The sequence below is a fragment of the Streptomyces sp. NPDC001157 genome, assembly GCF_053598255.1.
In genome coordinates this window covers 727,098-743,992 of the sequence record NZ_JBSFJW010000001.1, presented here as the reverse complement: position 1 = coordinate 743,992, position 16,895 = coordinate 727,098, and the positions used below count along the sequence as shown (strand labels likewise).

General features: G+C 71.2%; 12 protein-coding genes and 1 pseudogene. 10 read left to right on the top strand and 3 right to left on the bottom strand.

The window, feature by feature from the left end:
• Positions 1-152: 152 nt before the first annotated feature.
• Positions 153-728 (top strand): adenylosuccinate lyase, encoded by a 576-nt coding sequence (locus ACWDAG_RS03300; protein WP_450693850.1) that lies wholly within the window; start codon positions 153-155, stop codon positions 726-728.
• Positions 729-783: 55 nt separating this feature from the next.
• Here ACWDAG_RS03300 and ACWDAG_RS03295 read toward each other — a convergent pair.
• The 3 genes and pseudogenes from ACWDAG_RS03295 to ACWDAG_RS03285 all read right to left on the bottom strand — a co-directional run.
• Positions 784-1,135 (bottom strand): annotated as a pseudogene (locus tag ACWDAG_RS03295) (RidA family protein); the annotation flags it as partial.
• Between the two features lie 62 nt (positions 1,136-1,197).
• Positions 1,198-2,799 (bottom strand): alpha/beta hydrolase, encoded by a 1,602-nt coding sequence (locus ACWDAG_RS03290; RefSeq protein ID WP_450693849.1) that lies wholly within the window; start codon positions 2,797-2,799, stop codon positions 1,198-1,200.
• Between the two features lie 135 nt (positions 2,800-2,934).
• Entirely contained in the window at positions 2,935-3,978 is a 1,044-nt protein-coding gene (locus ACWDAG_RS03285; protein ID WP_450693848.1) for an Rv2578c family radical SAM protein, read from the bottom strand.
• A gap of 179 nt (positions 3,979-4,157) precedes the next feature.
• Between ACWDAG_RS03285 and ACWDAG_RS03280 the strand changes: the two genes are divergently transcribed.
• The 9 genes from ACWDAG_RS03280 (at position 4,158) to ACWDAG_RS03240 (ending at position 16,840) form a co-directional block, all read left to right on the top strand.
• Entirely contained in the window at positions 4,158-4,601 is a 444-nt protein-coding gene (locus tag ACWDAG_RS03280; RefSeq protein WP_450693847.1) for an SRPBCC family protein, read from the top strand.
• Between the two features lie 146 nt (positions 4,602-4,747).
• Positions 4,748-7,171, top strand: a complete 2,424-nt coding sequence (locus ACWDAG_RS03275; protein WP_450693846.1) for an MFS transporter — start codon at positions 4,748-4,750, stop codon at positions 7,169-7,171.
• A gap of 153 nt (positions 7,172-7,324) precedes the next feature.
• Positions 7,325-9,811 (top strand): SpoIIE family protein phosphatase, encoded by a 2,487-nt coding sequence (locus ACWDAG_RS03270; RefSeq protein WP_450693845.1) that lies wholly within the window; start codon positions 7,325-7,327, stop codon positions 9,809-9,811.
• Positions 9,812-10,178: 367 nt separating this feature from the next.
• Entirely contained in the window at positions 10,179-10,904 is a 726-nt protein-coding gene (locus ACWDAG_RS03265; RefSeq protein ID WP_450693844.1) for a class I SAM-dependent methyltransferase, read from the top strand.
• A 111-nt stretch (positions 10,905-11,015) separates the two neighbouring features.
• The gene (locus ACWDAG_RS03260) at positions 11,016-11,771 is read left to right on the top strand and encodes a dienelactone hydrolase family protein (protein WP_450693843.1); all 756 of its coding nucleotides are present in this window, start codon (positions 11,016-11,018) and stop codon (positions 11,769-11,771) included.
• Between the two features lie 48 nt (positions 11,772-11,819).
• On the top strand, positions 11,820-12,653 hold the full coding sequence (locus ACWDAG_RS03255; protein WP_450693842.1) for a M55 family metallopeptidase: 834 nt from the start codon (positions 11,820-11,822) through the stop codon (positions 12,651-12,653).
• Positions 12,646-13,950 carry a M20/M25/M40 family metallo-hydrolase gene (locus ACWDAG_RS03250; protein WP_450693841.1) on the top strand — a complete coding sequence of 435 codons (1,305 nt, stop codon included), beginning with the start codon at positions 12,646-12,648 and terminating at the stop codon, positions 13,948-13,950. Before ACWDAG_RS03255 ends, ACWDAG_RS03250 begins: the two co-directional genes overlap by 8 nt.
• Before the next feature lie 17 nt (positions 13,951-13,967).
• Positions 13,968-15,920 carry a dipeptidyl-peptidase 5 gene (locus ACWDAG_RS03245; RefSeq protein ID WP_450693840.1) on the top strand — a complete coding sequence of 651 codons (1,953 nt, stop codon included), beginning with the start codon at positions 13,968-13,970 and terminating at the stop codon, positions 15,918-15,920.
• On the top strand, positions 15,917-16,840 hold the full coding sequence (locus ACWDAG_RS03240) for a S66 peptidase family protein (protein WP_450693839.1): 924 nt from the start codon (positions 15,917-15,919) through the stop codon (positions 16,838-16,840). The genes ACWDAG_RS03245 and ACWDAG_RS03240 overlap by 4 nt, the downstream gene beginning before the upstream one ends.
• The last annotated feature ends 55 nt before the right edge of the window (positions 16,841-16,895 follow it).

Here is a 16,895-nt window from a genome sequence, read left to right as displayed (position 1 = left end):
GCTCTCACGGCAGCTGCGTCACCAGGCCGCCATAAGGGATGCGAGTGGGTAACTCGCTCGTCTGAGCTTAACCGGCGGGTAACGAGCGCGCTAGTCCCCGTGTTTGTGATGTACGTCCCCGGAGATCGGCGGCCCCTCTAATCTTCGGTGTCATGGACGAAGAGTTGCGATCGCTCACGGAGCGTTTACGGGCGGAGTCGGGGGCGACTGCCGAGTACGACCGTCTCGTCGCCACCGAGGACCCGGACGAGCTGGCGCGGGTGCTCACCGAGCCCGGTCGGCCGCTGTGGGCCAGGGAGCTGGCCGCGTTCCGGATGGGGCTCGCGGGTGACCGGCGTGCCTTCGAGTCCCTCGTCCTGTTTCTCAACCACCGTGATCCGCAGCGCTGCGCCTCCGCCGCCCACGCCCTCGCCCGTCTCGACGATCCGCGCACGGCCCGCGCGGCGGCCGCCCTCGCCACCAACGAACTCCGCGTCGCCTACGCCCTCCACCCGGTCCGGCTGCTGGCGGAGCTGCGCGCCCCCGAGTCCGTGCCCGCACTGATCACCACCCTGGAGCGCAGGCTCCGCCCGCACGACCCCTACCGCCGGGTGGCGCTCGCCTGCGTGGAGGGCCTCGGCACCCTGGAGGACGCCCGCGCCAGACCCGTACTCAACGAGGCACTGGCACACCCGGCCCTGGCGGAGGCGGCGGTGCGGGCGCTGGCACGGATCCCGAGACAGAGGTGAGGCCGGGTCGGCCCACGACCGCTGGGGGTAACCCCACGCCTTTGGGCAGTGGGGGAGCCTCGATCTCCATCAGGAACTCGGGCCGGACCAGGGCGGCGACCGGTACCGCGGAGGCGGCGGGGAGGCGGTCGTCGGGTATGTGGGTGGCGCGGGCCGCGCGGATCGCCGGCAGGTGCGCCGTGTCCGTGACGAAGTAGGTGAGTTTGACGACGTCGTCGAAGGTCGCCCCGGCGGCGGCCAGGCAGCGGCGGAGGTTCTCGAAGACCTGACGGGCCGTCATGGACACGGGCCGTTTCGTCGCGATCGCCGGCCAGCTCGCCCTGGACGAGGACGGCAAGCTAGACATGGCCGTACTGCGCGACGGGGAAGACCCCGTCGGGGGCGGTGATCCTGGTCAGCTCACTCATGCGTCCATCGTGGACCATGGGTCTGACAGCGCCCCCGACGGGACCTCACCTTCGGGTCGTACTCAGCCGCGGAAGCCGATCAGCCCGTGCAGCGTGGCGCCGCCGACGGCGGCGGAGCTCGACGCCGCCTTCGTGCTCAGCGCCGTCTTGCTGCTCTGCGGCTTGGGGTCGGGTGTCTTCGGGCACACCGCGTCGATCGGGCCGCCGCTGCGGGGCACCGTGCCGTCGGACAGATACGTCGCCAGGTACTTGTCCAGGCAGGCGTTCCCGCTCAGCGTGATGCCGTGGTTCCCGCCGCCCTGCTCGACCACGAAGCTCGAACCGGCCAGCAGACGGTGCACCGTCACGCCGCCCTCGTACGGGGTGGCCGGGTCGTTGGTCGCCTGGAACAGCAGCACCGGCGGCAGCTTGTCGTTGGCGACATGCACCGGCTTGAGCGAGTCCGTCGGCCAGAACGCGCACGGCGCGTTGTACCAGGCGTTGTTCCAGGCCATGAACGGCGCCTTGTCGTAGACCGCCCAGTTGTCCTTGCGCCACTGGTTCCAGTCGCGCGGCCAGGAGGCGTCACGGCACTGCACCGAGGCGTAGACGCTGTAGCCGTTGTCCCCGGAGGCGTCGACGGCGGCGAAGTTCTGATAGGCCTCGACCAGCGGGTCGGAGTTCTTGTCGTTCACGTACGCCGCGAACGCCTCGGCCAGATACGGCCAGTAGCCGTTGTAGTAACCGCCGGGGATGAACGTGTCCTCCAACTCGGAGGCCCCCACCTTGCCGCCGGCCGGCGTCTTGGCGAGCGCCTTGCGCATCGCGTACCACTTGGCCTCGATCCTGGCCGGGTCGGTGCCGAGCTTGTACGTCGAGTCGTACTTGGCGATCCAGGCCATCAGGGCCTTGTGGCGGGCGTCGAAGGCGTAGTCCTGCGCGAGGTTGTCGTCGTACCAGACGCCCGTCGGGTCGACGATCGAGTCCAGGACCAGGTGCTTCACGCGCTGCGGGAAGAGCTTGGCGTACACCGCGCCCAGGTAGGTGCCGTACGAGTAGCCGAAGTAGCTGGTCTGCCCGGCGCCCAGGGCCGCGCGGATCGAGTCCATGTCCTGCACGGCCTGAACGGTGTTGATGTACGGCAGCAGGCTCGCGTACTTCGATCCGCAGGCGGCGGCGAAGGACTTGGCGCGGTCGAGGTTGGTCTTCTCCAGGGCCGGCGTCCTCGGCACGGTGTCCGGGCGGACCGGGTTGAAGTGGCCCGGCTTGCAGTCGAGGGCGGGCTTGCTCTTGCCCACCCCGCGCGGGTCGAAGCCGATGACGTCGTACTGGGCCGCGACCTCCTTGGGCAGGGAGGACGCGACGAATCCGGCGAGCGTGAGGCCGCTGCCGCCGGGGCCGCCGGGGTTGACCAGCAGCGGGCCCTGGCTCTTCTGGGCGGTGTGCCGCACGCGCGAGAGCGCAAGCGTGATCTGCTGTCCGAGCGGGTGCCGGTGGTCGAGCGGCACGTCGAGCGACGCGCACTGGAGCGTCGGATAGTTCGTGGTGGCGCAGTTCTTCCAGCTGAGTTTCGCGGCTGGAGCGGTTTGCGGGGACTGCGAGGTGCTCGCGCCGGCGGGCAGAGCCGTGAAGCTCCCGGCCACGACGACGGCGGCACCGCACAGCACCGCTGCGCGTTTCCTCATGAAGTCCTCCCAGGACGGAGGGTTTCGGACCGCGAGTCCCACGGTCCTCGCCGCATCGTCCCGGAAAGCCGCCTCGGAAGAACTCGTTCTGGCAAGACTTGACCCGATTGGGTCGCGGGATGCGCTCGTATGCTCTCAAATAAGCGTGAGTTGGGTCGGTTCGGACACCGTCGGCTCGGGGGCCTCGGGTGGCGGGATCCGCCGTGGCATCCCCGCGCGCGTGGGGCCGATCCCGTACTCCTGGGCCAGCTCATGGACCTGACGGGTGATCCGGCGCTGGTACCACTTGGGGGCGTAGGCGCCGTCCGCGTACAGGCGCTCGTAACGCCTCACCAGGTACGGGTGGTGCTGCCCCAGCCAGGCCATGAACCACTCGCGGGCGCCGGGACGCAGATGCAGCACCAGGGGGGTGACCGAGGTGGCCCCGGCGGCCGCGATCGCCCGCACGGTGGCGCGCAGTTGGGCGGGCCGGTCGCTCAGGAACGGGATCACCGGGGCCATCAGGACGCCACACCCGATGCCGTGCTCGGCGAGCGTGCGGACCACGTCCAGGCGGCGTTCCGGCGCGGGCGTGCCCGGCTCCACCGTGCGCCACAGCTCGGGGTCGGTGAAGCCGACCGACACCGAGATGCCGACATCCGTCACCTGGGCCGACTGCACCAGCAGATCCAGGTCGCGCAGGATCAGCGTGCCCTTGGTCAGGATGGAGAAGGGGTTGGCGTGGTCGCGCAGGGCGGACAGGATGCCCGGCATCAGCCGGTAGCGGCCCTCGGCGCGCTGGTAGCAGTCGACGTTCGTGCCCATCGCGATGTGCTCGCCCTGCCAGCGGCGCGAGCCGAGCTGGCGACGCAGCAGCTCCGGGGCGTTCACCTTGACCACGATCTGCGAGTCGAAGTCGATCCCCGAGTCGAGGTCCAGATAGGTGTGCGTCTTGCGGGCGAAGCAGTACACGCACGCGTGCGAGCAGCCGCGGTACGGATTGACCGTCCACTCGAAGGGCATGCGCGAGACGCCCGGCACCCGGTTGATGATCGAGCGGGCCCGCACCTCGTGGAAGGTGATTCCACGGAACTCAGGCGTGTCGAAGGTCCTGCTCACGACCGCGTCCGCGCCGAACAGCGCGGCGTCCGCCGCCCGGCTGTGTTCGCCGGACTCCACTGTGAGGTTCTCCCACCGCATGACGCCTCCTCGGTAGCGCTGTCCCCGAGTGAAACACGTGTTCGATTTCCCGTGCAAGGCCTGTTTCCGACCGCTCCGGGAACTCCGGGAGCGTCCTGGGCCACCCCGATTTGGGCGGCCGTGGGCGGGGGTGGTTGGCTTGCCCCAACCCCGAGAGAAGCAAGTCCTGGAGGAAACCGATGGCGCAGGTCGAAGCCACTACCGAGCGGGTCGTCGCGGCAGACGCGGAGAAGGTGTTCGACGCCGTCGCCGACTACAGCGGCACCCGCGCGAAGCTGCTGCCCGAACACTTCAGCGAGTACGAGGTGCGCGAGGGCGGCGACGGCGAGGGCACCCTCGTCCACTGGAAGCTCCAGGCCACCAGCAAGCGCGTGCGCGACTGCCTCCTGGAGGTCAGCGAGCCCACCGACGGCGAGCTCGTCGAGAAGGACCGCAACTCCTCCATGGTCACCACCTGGCGGGTCACCCCGGCGGGTGAGGGCAAGTCCCGCGTCGTCGTGACCACCGTCTGGAACGGCGCCGGCGGCATCGGCGGCTTCTTCGAGAAGACGTTCGCCCCCAAGGGGCTCGGCCGGATCTACGACGCCGTGCTCGCCAAGCTCGCCACCGAGGTCGAGAAGTAAGTCCCGGCCGCTCGGGGGCCGTTGACGCCCCTCACCGGATCGAGTGGATCTCCTTGCGCCCTGCCGGTCCGCCGTAACTCGTCGCGCTTGCCCGTAGTTGCCGCCTTGAGCGGAATTGTGTGGCAGCGCGGCGAGGGGAGCGGGACGTGAGCGGGACGACGGCGCAGGGCGAACGGCGGCAGGAACCCGCCGTGGCGCTCCCGCAGGCCCCCGCCGCGCCGGCCGGGCCGGTCGAACTGAGCCCGCGCCGGATTCGGTTGGTCTTCCTGGGGCTGATGCTGGCGCTGCTGCTCGCCGCCCTGGAGCAGATGATCGTCGCCACCGCGCTCCCGAAGATCGTCGGCGAGTTGCACGGCCTGGACAGGATGTCCTGGGCGATCACCGCCTACCTGCTGACGGCCACCGTGGGCCTCCCGGTCTACGGCAAGCTCGGCGACCTGCTCGGCCGCAAGGGCGTCTTCCAGTTCGCCATCGTCGTCTTCGTGATCGGCGCCGCGCTCGCGGGCCGGGCGCAGAGCATGGACCAGCTGATCGCCTTCCGCGCGGTCCAGGGCGTCGGAGCGGGCGGGCTCATGATCGGCGTGCAGGCGATCATCGCGGACATCGTGCCACCGCGCCGGCGCGGAAGGTTCATGGGTCTGATCGGCGCCGCGTTCGGCCTGGCGTCCGTGGCCGGTCCCCTGCTGGGCGGGTACTTCACGGACCACCTCTCCTGGCGCTATTGCTTCTACTTCAACGTCCCCTTCGGCCTGGTCACCCTGGCCGTCGTCACCGTCGTCCTGAAGCTCCCGAAGCCGCAGGCCAAGGCGCGGCTCGACGTACCGGGCGCGCTGCTGCTCGCCGCCGCCTCCACCTGCCTTGTGCTGCTGACCAGTTGGGGTGGCACCGAGTACGCCTGGGACTCGCGGATGATCCTCGGGCTCGGCGCGGGAGCGGCGGCCGCCACCGTCCTCTTCCTCCTCGCCGAGCACTTCGCAGCCGAACCCCTCATCCCGCTGCGGCTGTTCAGGGACTCCGTCTTCAACGTCACCGGTCTGGTGGGCCTGGTGATCGGCGTCGCGCTGTTCGGCGCCGCCAGCTATCTGCCGACCTTTCTGCAGATGGTCGACGGGGCCTCCGCCACCGAGTCGGGTCTGCTGATGCTGCCCATGATGGGCGGCATCGTCGGCGCCTCGATCGTCTCCGGGCAGCTCATCAGCCACACCGGGCGCTACAAGATCTACCCCGTCCTCGGCAGCGCCGTCTCCGTCGTCGGCATGTGGCTGCTCTCCCGCCTCCAGGTCGACACGCCCCGGCTGCACTACAGCCTCTGGATGGCCGTCCTCGGCGCCGGCATCGGCATGGTGATGCCGGTCCTGATCCTCGCCGTGCAGAACTCCGTGCGCCCCGCCGACCTCGGCACCGCCACCAGCGCCAACAACTACTTCCGGCAGATCGGCGGCAGCGTCGGCGCCGCGATCTTCGGGACCCTCTTCGCCGACCGGCTCACCGACGCCCTCGAAAAACGGCTGCCCACGCGCGCGGGCGCACAGCTTCCCGACCCGCAGTCCATCACCCCGCAGCTCGTCCACGCCCTGCCCGCGCCCCTGCGCGACGACTACATCCGGGCGTACGCCGACGCCATGCCCCGGATCTTCCTCTACCTCGTGCCGGTGCTCGCCCTCGGCCTGCTCATCGCGTTCTTCCTCAAGGAGAAACCACTGGTGTCCCACAACGCCGCCGAAACCGAGCCCGCGACCGCCGCGATCCCGCAGGCCCGCCCCCAGCCTTCGGCCGGGGAGACCCCCATCTCGCTTCGCTCGCCGTACGCCGCCGGAGTCCCCCTCTGCGGCTCGGTGCAGCACCCCGACGGGACCGTCGTCCCGCGCGCCGCGCTCACGCTCATCGACGCGACCGGACAGCAGGTCGGGCGGGGCGCGAGCGGAGAGGACGGGCGGTACGCGCTGTCCACGCCCGGCACCGGGTCGTACGTCCTCATCGCCGCCGCGGGCGGCCACCAGCCGCAGGCCGTCTCCGTCACCGTCGGGGAACGCCCCGTGGAGCTGGACGTCGTCCTGGGCGGCGCCGGACGCCTCGCAGGCGGCGTGCTCACCGCCGACGGCACCCCCGTGCGCGACGCCACGGTCACGCTCACCGACGTGCGCGGCCAGGTCGTCGCCACCACCCGCAGCGGACGCGAGGGCGGCTACGTCATCACCGAGCTGGTGGCCGGCGAGTACACCCTCGCCGCGAGCGCTCCCGGGTTCCGCCCGGCCGCCCTCCCGGTCACCGTCCAGGCCTCCCGGGAGACCCGCCAGGACGTCGAACTGGCCGGCGGCGCCGTGCTGCGCGGCACCGTGCGCACCAGCGGCGGGCGCCCCGTCGAGGACGCGCGCGTGACCCTGCTCGACGCGGCGGGCAACGTGGTGGACACGCTGACCACCGGCCTCGACGGAACGTTCCGGTTCGTCGACCTGTCCTCCGGCGAGTACACCGTCATCGCGGCCGGTTACCCGCCGGTCGCCACGGTGCTCCAGGTCGCGGGAGGCGGACGGACCGAGCGGGACCTGCAACTGGGGCACGCAGACTGACGCGATGTCATGCGCTCCGGCGCGCGCCCCCGCGCTCCGGGACCGTTCCGTTGCACCAATTCCCGTATTGCCGCACATCACCACCGGCCCGAGCCGTACGGTGGAGAAGGCGGCACAGATCTTGCGGAGCCGTGGGGAGAAAGGGCCAGGGCCATGGAAAATGGCACCGACCGTGGCACCGAGAGGGACGCGCCTCCCAGCCGCGGAGCTGGGAACGGCGCGGCGACGGAGTCCACCGCTGCCGGCCGCATCCCGCTGGCCGTGGTCGTGGTGGACCGTGCCGGCCTCGTCTCCCACTGGAGCAGGGGCGCGGGCCGGCTCTTCGGAGTCCCCAAGGACGACGCGATAGGCCGCGCGGCGGTGGACCTGCTGCCCGTCTCCGGCGCACTGCCCGAAGACGAGGACATCACCCCGTACGGGGCGTACGACGGACTCGGCCCAGACCTGGAGTCGTCCCTCGACGGCAGGCTCTCCTACCCGGCGGCGGGCCGCGCCCGCCTCACCGTCCCCGAACACGCCGGCGTCCACGCGCGCGTGGACGTGCTGTGGTGGGCGTACCCCCTGGTGGGTCCGGGGCACGAGCGGCTGCTCGTCCTCGCCGCCGACACCGCCGGGCTCCGCCAGGACGAAGCCGACGGCGGCGAAGGGGACCTGGCGTTCGAGCGGATCGCTCCCGGCTTCGCCCTGCACACCGACTTCCCCGGCGCCGAGGAGCTGGCCCGCCGGCTGCCCGAGATCCTGCCCAGCATGAGCGTCGACGAAAGCGCCCGCATCGTCTCGCAGGTCCTCGAACTGGGCTACCCCGTCCTGGAGTTCAGCCAGAACGACCGGGTGCCCGTCACCCCCGACTGGGGCGTGCCCCGGCGCGTCGAGCGCAGGGCCCGGCGCGAGCGGGCCGCCCGGGCGGCGGCCGAGGGCCTGCCGGTACCGCAGGAGCTCGCCGACGAGGCGGAGGACCTCGAGTACGCGGCCGTCCGCGAGCACCTGGAGTTCCTCAACGAGGTCAGCGGGAAGATCGGCACCTCGCTGGACCTGGCCACGACCATCATCGAGGTCAGCAAGGCCGTCGTCCCGCGCTTCACGGACGTCGCCGGCACCTATCTGCGCGAACAGGTCGTCGCCGGCGAGGGGTTCCCCGACGGTGTGCCGGACACGACCACCATGTGGCACCGGGTCGCCGTGGAGCACACCGACGAACCCGGCCGCTGGGACGACGTCGTACCCGTCGGTGAGGCCATGCCGTTCCCGGCACACACGCCGTTCTTCCAGTGCATGACCAGCGGCGAGCCCGTCCTGGTGCCGCGCATCAGCGAGGAGATGGGCCACGCCATCGCCTCGCAGTTCGAGAAGCGGGACATCCGGCCGCTGATCAACAACCGCTCCATGCTGATCGTGCCCCTGAAGGCACGCAACGTGGTGCTCGGCTTCATGATCCTGCTGCGTCACCCGGAGCGCGTCGAATTCAACGACATGGACCGGGTCACCGGCGCCGAACTCGCCGCCCGTGCGGGCCTGGTGCTCGACAACGCGCGCATGTACACGTACCAGGAGAGCGTCGCCGAGACCCTCCAGGACAGCATGCTCCCGCACATCCCGCCGCGCATGGCGGGCTGCGACATCGCCACCCGCTATCTGCCGGGCACGCTGCTGGGCCGGGTCGGCGGCGACTGGTTCGACTCGGTGAAGCTGCCCGGCGCCCGCACCGCGCTGGTCGTCGGCGACGTCATGGGCCACGGCCTCAACTCGGCCGCGATGATGGGCCAGTTGCGCACGGCCGTGCAGACCATGGCCGCGCTCGACCTGCCGCCCGCCCAGCTGCTGCGCAACCTCGACGACCTCGCGCAGCGCCTCGGCGACACCTACCTCGCGACCTGTCTGTACGCCGTCTACGACCCGATCGCGAGCGAACTGCACATCGCCAACGCCGGCCACATCCCGCCCGTGCTGGTCCGTGCCAAGGACGGTCGCAGCGAGCTGCTCGACCTGCCGACCGGCGCACCCATCGGCGTCGGTGGAGTGCCCTTCGAGGCGGTACGCGTGCGCGTGGAGCCCGGCGACCGCATCGTGATGTGCACCGACGGACTGGTCGAGGTGCGCGGCGAGGACATCGGTGTGGGCCTGGCGACCCTCAGCGAGTCCGCCGCCCACCCCGCCGCCTCCATGGACGACGCCTGCGACACCATCATCCGCGCGCTCAACACCCGTGGCGGCCGCAAGGACGACGTGGCCCTGCTGATGGCCCGCCTCAATGGCATCGAGCCGGACGACGTCGCCGAGTGGCGGCTCGCCCTCGACCCGATCGAGGTCGGCCGCGCGCGTGCCGTCGTCCGCGAACAACTCCACGACTGGGGGCTCGCCAGACTCGCTCCCAACGCCGAGCTGTTGGTCAGCGAACTCGTCACCAACGCCGTACGGCACTCCCACAGCCGCCCCGTCGAACTGCGGCTCGTCCGCGGCGACACCCTGCTGTGCGAAGTGGACGATGACGACCACGACCTGCCGACCCTGCGCAGCGCCGGCCCGGAGGAGGAGTTCGGGCGCGGACTGCGCGTCGTCAGTGCCCTCGCCCGCGAGTGGGGCACCAGCCGTACGAAGGCGGGCAAGACCGTCTGGTTCGAACTGACGCTGCCCCGGCGCTGATCGCACGACAGGCACGTGCTGACGACACATCAGGGACCTGAGAGGCGCCCGGGGGCGTACGCCCCTCGAATGCGGAGTGAAGGTATGCGCCGCCCGCTTGTAGCCGTGACCAGGGCGCGATAGACCGTACTCGCCCGTCACTTGGATCGGGTCAGTACGTCGCACCCTGGGGAGTGGGTCATGAGCGTGACGAGTCGGTACCGGGAGGCCTGGGAGGGCTTCTGGCGTGAGGCGCCCGGGGGCGTACGCCCCTCGAATGCGGAGTGAAGGTATGCGCCGCCCGCTTGTAGCCGTGACCAGGGCGCGATAGACCGTACTCGCCCGTCACTTGGATCGGGTCAGTACGTCGCACCCTGGGGAGTGGGTCATGAGCGTGACGAGTCGGTACCGGGAGGCCTGGGAGGGCTTCTGGCGTGAGGCGCCCGAGGACGAGGGGGCCGTGTTCTGGGACGCCGAGCCGGCTCTGACCGTCGGCATACACCTGGGTCTGTTCGAACCGCACCTCGCCGACCCCAGCCTGGCGATGGTGGACCTCGGCTGCGGCAACGGCACCCAGACCCGCTTCCTCGCCGACCGCTTCAGGCGCGTGGTGGGTGCGGATCTGTCCGCCGCCGCCCTCGACCGCGCCCAGCAGGCCGACCCCGCCGGACAGGCGACGTACCGCGTACTGGACGCCGTCGAGAAGAGCGAGACGGAGACGCTGCACGCCGAGATCGGCGACGCCAACGTCTATATGCGCGGGGTCCTGCACCAAGCCGAACCGGACGACCGGCAGCCCATGGTGGACGGGATCGCCGCGCTCGTCGGTGAACGCGGCCGGGTCTTCCTCGTCGAACTCTCCGAGGCCGCCAAGCCCGTCCTGCTGGGCCTGGCGCAGAGCCCCACCGGACCGCCGGCCAAGCTCGCACCGATCTTCCGGCACGGCATCGCCCCCGGTGAAGTCGCCGACGAGGCCGTGCCCGAGTATCTGCGCACGGCCGGCCTCACCGTCCTGGCGAGCGGCGAACTCCCGCTGACCACCACGGAGTTCGGTCCCGACGGCGAGCGGATCGTGCTGCCGTCCAAGTGGCTGGTGGCGGGGCGCACCATGTGACGCGGGTGGTGGTCGGGGTTCAGGGAACCCTCTGAGGCGCCAGGGTCGTTGTCAACTCGCCGAATGGTCACCGCAGTTGTTGTTCTTCGAGACGCCGAGAGACCACCTCCCATGACTGCCGTCCAGGCAACCTCCGTGGACATCCCGACCCCCGACGGAAGCGCCGACGCCTACTTCGCGCACCCCGACGACAACGCCCCGCACCCCGCCGTTCTGTTCTACATGGACGCCTTCGGCCTGCGCCCGCACCTCAGGTCGATGGCCGACCGTCTCGCCTCGGCCGGTTACACGGTGCTGGTCCCCAACGTCTTCTACCGCTCCGGCCGTGCGCCCGTGGTCGAACTGCCCGACTTCATCGACCCCGCCGAACGCCCGGAGATCATCCAGGCGCTGGGCCCTGCCGCACGGACCCTCACCTGGGACGGGGCCATGCGGGACGCCGCCGTCTACCTGGACTGGCTGACCGCGTCGCCTCTCACCACCGACGGCCCGGTCGGCATCACCGGCTACTGCATGGGCGCGGGCCTGGCCCTGCGCACCACCGGCACGCACCCCGACCGGGTCGCCGCCGCGGCCGGCTTCCACGGCGGGTACCTCGCCACCGACGCCCCGGACAGCCCCCATCTGTTCGCCGAGCGCATCACCGCCGAGCTCTACTTCGGCCACGCCGAGGAGGACACCGCCAACCCCGCCGAACAGATCCACCGCCTGGACAAGGCGCTCACCGAGGCGGGGGTCCGTCATCGCGGCGAGGTGTACAGCGGGGCACGTCATGGTTTCACGCAGGCCGACACGGCGATGTACAGCGCGGAGGCCACGGAGCGGCACTGGACGGCGCTGCTGGACCTGTTCCGCCGGACCCTCTGACCCCTGCTTCCTGGCCGGTTTCCTTCGTGGCGCGTAACGTGGCGCATCATGAAGATCCTGATCAGCGCCGACATGGAGGGCGCCACGGGGGTGACCTGGCCGGCCGACGTGCTGCCGGGGACGCCGCAGTGGGAGCGGTGCCGCTCGATGTTCACCTCGGACGTCAATGCCGCCGTGCTGGGGTTCTTCGACGGCGGGGCGGACGAGGTCCTCGTCAACGAGGCCCACTGGACCATGCGCAACCTGCTGCTGGAGCAACTGGACGAGCGCACCGAGATGCTCACCGGGCGGCACAAGTCCCTCTCCATGGTCGAGGGCGTGCAGCACGGCGACGTGGACGGCATCGCCTTCGTGGGCTATCACGCCGGTGCCGGGATGGAGGGCGTCCTCGCCCACACCTACCTCGCCAACTCCATCACCGGGGTGTGGCTGAACGACGTACGCGCCAGTGAGGGGCTGCTCAACGCGCATGTCGTCGCCGAGTACGGGGTGCCCGTCGTCCTCGTCACCGGCGACGACGTGGCCTGCGAGGACGCCCTCGGATACGCACCCGAGGCGCTGAAGGTCGCCGTCAAGGACCATGTGTCGCGGTACGCGGCCGTGTGCCGTACACCCGCCAGGACCGCATCCGACATCCGGGCCGCCGCCAAGGACGCGGCGCAGCTGGCGGTCCGTCATCAGCCCGTCCAGGCAGGGCCGTTCACCGTCGCGCTGGAATTCGACGCCGAGCATCTCGCCCTGGCCGCGACCGTCGTGCCGGGCGTCGGCCGGATCGGGGAGCGGAAAGTGGCGTACACCAGCGAGACGATGTACGAGGGGATCCGTACCTTCAAGGCGGTCACCACGATCGTCTCGGCCGCCGTGGAGGAGCAGTATGGCTGACCAGCAGGCTCTGGACGAGGTCGTCCGGTTCACCTCCGACCTCATCCGTATCGACACCACCAACCGCGGCGGCGGCGACTGCCAGGAGCGGCCCGCCGCCGAGTACGCCGCCGAGCAGCTGGCGGGAGCCGGACTCGAACCCGTCCTCCTGGAGCGCACCAAGGGGCGGGCCAATGTCGTGGCCCGTATCGAGGGGACCGACCCGTCCGCCGACGCCCTGCTCCTGCACGGCCACCTGGACGTCGTACCCGCTCAGGCCGACGACTGGACCGTGCACCCCTTCTCCGGGGAGGTCCGCGACGGGGTGGTGTGGGGCCGCGGTGCCGTCGACATGAAGAACATGGACGCCATGATCCTGGCCGTGCTGCGGAGCTGGGCCCGGGAGGGTGTGCGGCCCCGCCGTGACATCGTCGTCGCCTTCACCGCCGACGAGGAGGACAGCGCCCGGGACGGTTCCGGGTTCCTCGCCGATCAGCACGCGGGCCTCTTCGAGGGGTGCACCGAGGGCGTCAGCGAGTCGGGGGCGTTCACCTTCCACGACGGCAGCGGACGGCAGATCTACCCGATCGCGGCCGGTGAGCGCGGCTCGGCCTGGCTGAAGCTCACCGCGCGCGGGCGCGCCGGGCACGGCTCCAAGGTGAACAGGGAGAACGCCGTCACGCGTCTCGCCGCCGCGATCACCCGCATCGGTGAGCACGAATGGCCGCTGCGGCCGACTCCGACCGTATGGGCCGCTCTGGCCGAACTGGCCGCGCTCTACGGCCTCGACGTCGACCCGGACGACATCGACGGTCTGCTCGGCAAGCTCGGTCCGGCCGCCCAGCTCGTCGAGGCGACCGTCCGTAACAGCGCCAACCCGACCATGCTGGAGGCGGGTTACAAGCTCAACGTGATCCCCGGGGAAGCGGTCGCGTATGTCGACGGGCGGTTTCTGTACGGCGGCGAGGACGAGTTCCGCACGACCCTTGACCAGCTCACCGGGCCCGACGTGCACTGGGAGTTCCACCACCGTTCGGTGGCTCTCCAGGCGCCGCTGGACTCGCCGACGTACGCGAAGATGCGTGCCGCCGTCGAGGAGTTCGCACCCGAGGGGCACGTGGTGCCGTACTGCATGACGGGCGGCACGGACGCCAAGCAGTTCTCGCAGCTCGGCATCACCGGGTACGGCTTCACGCCGCTGAGACTCCCGGAGGGTTACGACTACCAGGCCATGTTCCACGGGGTCGACGAGCGGGTCCCGGTCGAGGCGCTCCACTTCGGTGTCCGCGTCCTCGACCACTTCCTGCGGACGGCCTAGGCGAGTTGGGGGAGAACGTGCAGAGACTGCCTTACGGTTCCTGGCCCTCGCCCATCGACGCGGCGCTCGCCGCCGAGCACGACGGGCACCCCGAGTACGTGGGCTTCGTGGGCGACGAGGCGTGGTGGACCGAGCCACGCCCCACCGAGGGCGGCCGCCGCACCCTGGTGCGGCGCCGCGCCGACGGCCGGGAGGAGCCACTGCTGCCCGCACCGTGGAACGTCCGCAGCCGCGTCATCGAGTACGGCGGACAGCCCTGGGCCGGGACGGTCGTGGCCGGACGGCCGCTCGTGGTGTTCGTGAACTTCGCCGACCAGCGGCTGTACCGGTACGAGCCCGGAAGCGACCCGCGGCCCCTCACGCCCGTGTCGCTCGTGGGCGGCGGACTGCGCTGGGTGGAGCCGCAGTTGCTGCTGGAGCGCGGCGAAGTGTGGTGTGTGCTGGAGGAGTTCACCGGCGACGGGCCCACGGATGTGCGGCGCGTCCTGGCCGCGGTGCCGCTGGACGGCTCGGCGGCCCAGGACCGGGATGCCGTGCGCGAACTCACCGACGACCGGTACCGCTTCGTCACCGGTCCCCGTATCTCCCCTGACGGACGGCGCGCGGCCTGGCTGGCCTGGGACCATCCGCGGATGCCGTGGGACGGCACGGAGCTGGTCGTCGCCGACGTCGGCGACGACGGCACGCTGCGGCAGGCGCGCACGGTCGCCGGGGGACCGGACGAGTCGATCGCCCAGGCGGACTGGGCGCCCGACGGCTCCCTCCTGCACGCGAGCGACCGCACCGGCTGGTGGAACCTCTACCGCGACGGCGTCCCGCTCTGCCCGCGCGAGGAGGAGTTCGGCGGGCCCCTGTGGAAGCTCGGGCAGCGTTGGTTCGCCCCGCTGGACAGCGGACTGATCGCCGTCGTGCACGGCCGCGGCGCCACCACGCTCGGCATACTCGACCCCGAGACCGGCGAGGTCGTCGACGCGGCCGGCCCCTGGACCGAGTTCGAGTCCACGCTCGCGGTGCACGGCGGGCGGGTCGTCACCGTCGCAGCCAGCCCGCGCAGCGCGTACGAGGTGGTGGAGCTCGACACCCGGGCCGGCCGGGCCCGCGTGATCGGCGCCGAGCACGAGGACGCGGTCGACCCCGCCTACTACCCCGAACCGCAGATCCGCACCTTCACCGGCCCCGCCGGACGCGACATCCACGCGCACATCTACCCGCCCCACAACCCCCGCTGCGTCTCGCCCGGCGACGAGCTGCCGCCGTACGTCGTCTGGGCGCACGGCGGCCCCACCAGCCGCGCGCCGCTCGTGCTGGACTTGGAGATCGCCTATTTCACCTCGCGGGGCATCGGTGTCGCCGAGGTCAACTACGGCGGCTCGACCGGGTACGGCCGCGAGTACCGGGGCCGGCTGCGCGAGCAGTGGGGCGTGGTCGACGTAGAAGACTGCGCGGCCGTCGCGCTCGCCCTCGCCGACGAGGGCACCGCCGACCGCGAGCGGCTCGCGATCCGCGGCGGCAGCGCGGGCGGCTGGACCACGGCCGCCTCCCTGGCGGCCACCGACGTCTACGCCTGCGGCACGATCCTCTATCCCGTCCTCGACCTGGCCGGTTGGAACGCGGCGGGGACCCACGACTTCGAGTCGCAGTACCTGGAAACCCTGGTGGGACCGCTCGCCGAGGTGCCCGGCCGTTATACCGAGCGGTCGCCCGCCGAGCACGCCGACCGCATCACCGCGCCCTTCCTGCTGCTGCAGGGCCTGGACGACGTGATCTGCCCGCCCGCCCAGTGCGAACGGTTCCTGGCGCGGATGGAGGGCAGACGGGTGCCGCACGCGTACATCGCCTTCGAGGGGGAGGGGCACGGCTTCCGGCGGGCGGAGACCATGATCCGTGTCCTGGAGTCCGAACTCTCCCTCTACGCCCAGGTCTTCGGGCTGAATCCGCGCGGTGTCCCCACATTGGAGCTGACCAAGTGAGAGAACTCCTGCGGCCGACCCGACTCGCCCCCGGCGCCCGCGTGGCAGTCGTCGCGCCCAGCGGGCCGGTGCCGGAGGAGCGGCTGCAGGCCGGGCTCGATGTGCTCCGGGGGTGGGACCTCGACCCGGTGGTGGCGCCCCATGTGCTGGACCGGCACGGCGAGTTCGACTACCTGGCGGGCACGGACGCCGACCGGGCCGCCGATCTGCAGGCGGCCTGGTGCGACCCCTCGGTGGACGCGGTGCTGTGTGCGCGGGGCGGGTACGGGGCGCAGCGGATGGTCGATCTGCTCGACTGGGACGCGATGCGGGCCGCCGGGCCCAAGGTGTTCGTGGGCTTCAGCGACATCACGGTGCTGCACCAGGCCTTCGCCAACCGGCTGGGCCTGGTCACCCTGCATGGACCGGCGGCCGCCGGGATCGACTTCATCAAGCACGCCCGGGCGCAGGAACACCTGAAAGCCACCCTGTTCGCTCCGGAACGGGTCCGCACCCTCGCCTCCGACGGCACTGCTCTGGTTCCGGGGCGGGCCCGGGGCGTCACGCTGGGCGGATGTCTGAGCATGCTCGCCTCCGACCTCGGGACGCCGCACGCGCACGACGGTGCCCGCGGCGGGCTGCTGCTGATCGAGGACGTCGGCGAACGGGCGTACCGCATCGACCGGATGCTGACCCAGCTGCTGCGCAGTGGATGGATCGACGGCGTCACCGGGATCGCGCTCGGGTCGTGGGTGAAGTGCGGTCCCTACGACGAAGTGCGCGCCGTCCTCGTGGACCGGCTCGGAAGCCTGGGCGTGCCCGTCGTCGAGGAGTTCGGATTCGGGCACTGCGAGGGTGCGTTGACCATCCCCTTCGGTGTGACGGCCGAACTCGACGCCGACGCGGGCACCTTGACGCTCGATCGGCCCGCCCTTCGCTGAACCGAACGCGCGGTCGTCTTCACTGAATATCCGTCAAGAACACTCGTCTGGGCGA

Bases quoted from the DNA above. Each gene is read 5' to 3' on its own strand.
- ACWDAG_RS03300 (WP_450693850.1), top strand. From the start codon at position 153: ATGGACGAAGAGTTGCGATCGCTCACGGAGCGTTTACGGGCGGAGTCG.
- ACWDAG_RS03290 (WP_450693849.1), bottom strand. From the start codon at position 2,799: ATGAGGAAACGCGCAGCGGTGCTGTGCGGTGCCGCCGTCGTCGTGGCC.
- ACWDAG_RS03285 (WP_450693848.1), bottom strand. From the start codon at position 3,978: ATGCGGTGGGAGAACCTCACAGTGGAGTCCGGCGAACACAGCCGGGCG.
- ACWDAG_RS03280 (WP_450693847.1), top strand. From the start codon at position 4,158: ATGGCGCAGGTCGAAGCCACTACCGAGCGGGTCGTCGCGGCAGACGCG.
- ACWDAG_RS03270 (WP_450693845.1), top strand. From the start codon at position 7,325: ATGGAAAATGGCACCGACCGTGGCACCGAGAGGGACGCGCCTCCCAGC.
- ACWDAG_RS03265 (WP_450693844.1), top strand. From the start codon at position 10,179: ATGAGCGTGACGAGTCGGTACCGGGAGGCCTGGGAGGGCTTCTGGCGT.
- ACWDAG_RS03260 (WP_450693843.1), top strand. From the start codon at position 11,016: ATGACTGCCGTCCAGGCAACCTCCGTGGACATCCCGACCCCCGACGGA.
- ACWDAG_RS03255 (WP_450693842.1), top strand. From the start codon at position 11,820: ATGAAGATCCTGATCAGCGCCGACATGGAGGGCGCCACGGGGGTGACC.
- ACWDAG_RS03250 (WP_450693841.1), top strand. From the start codon at position 12,646: ATGGCTGACCAGCAGGCTCTGGACGAGGTCGTCCGGTTCACCTCCGAC.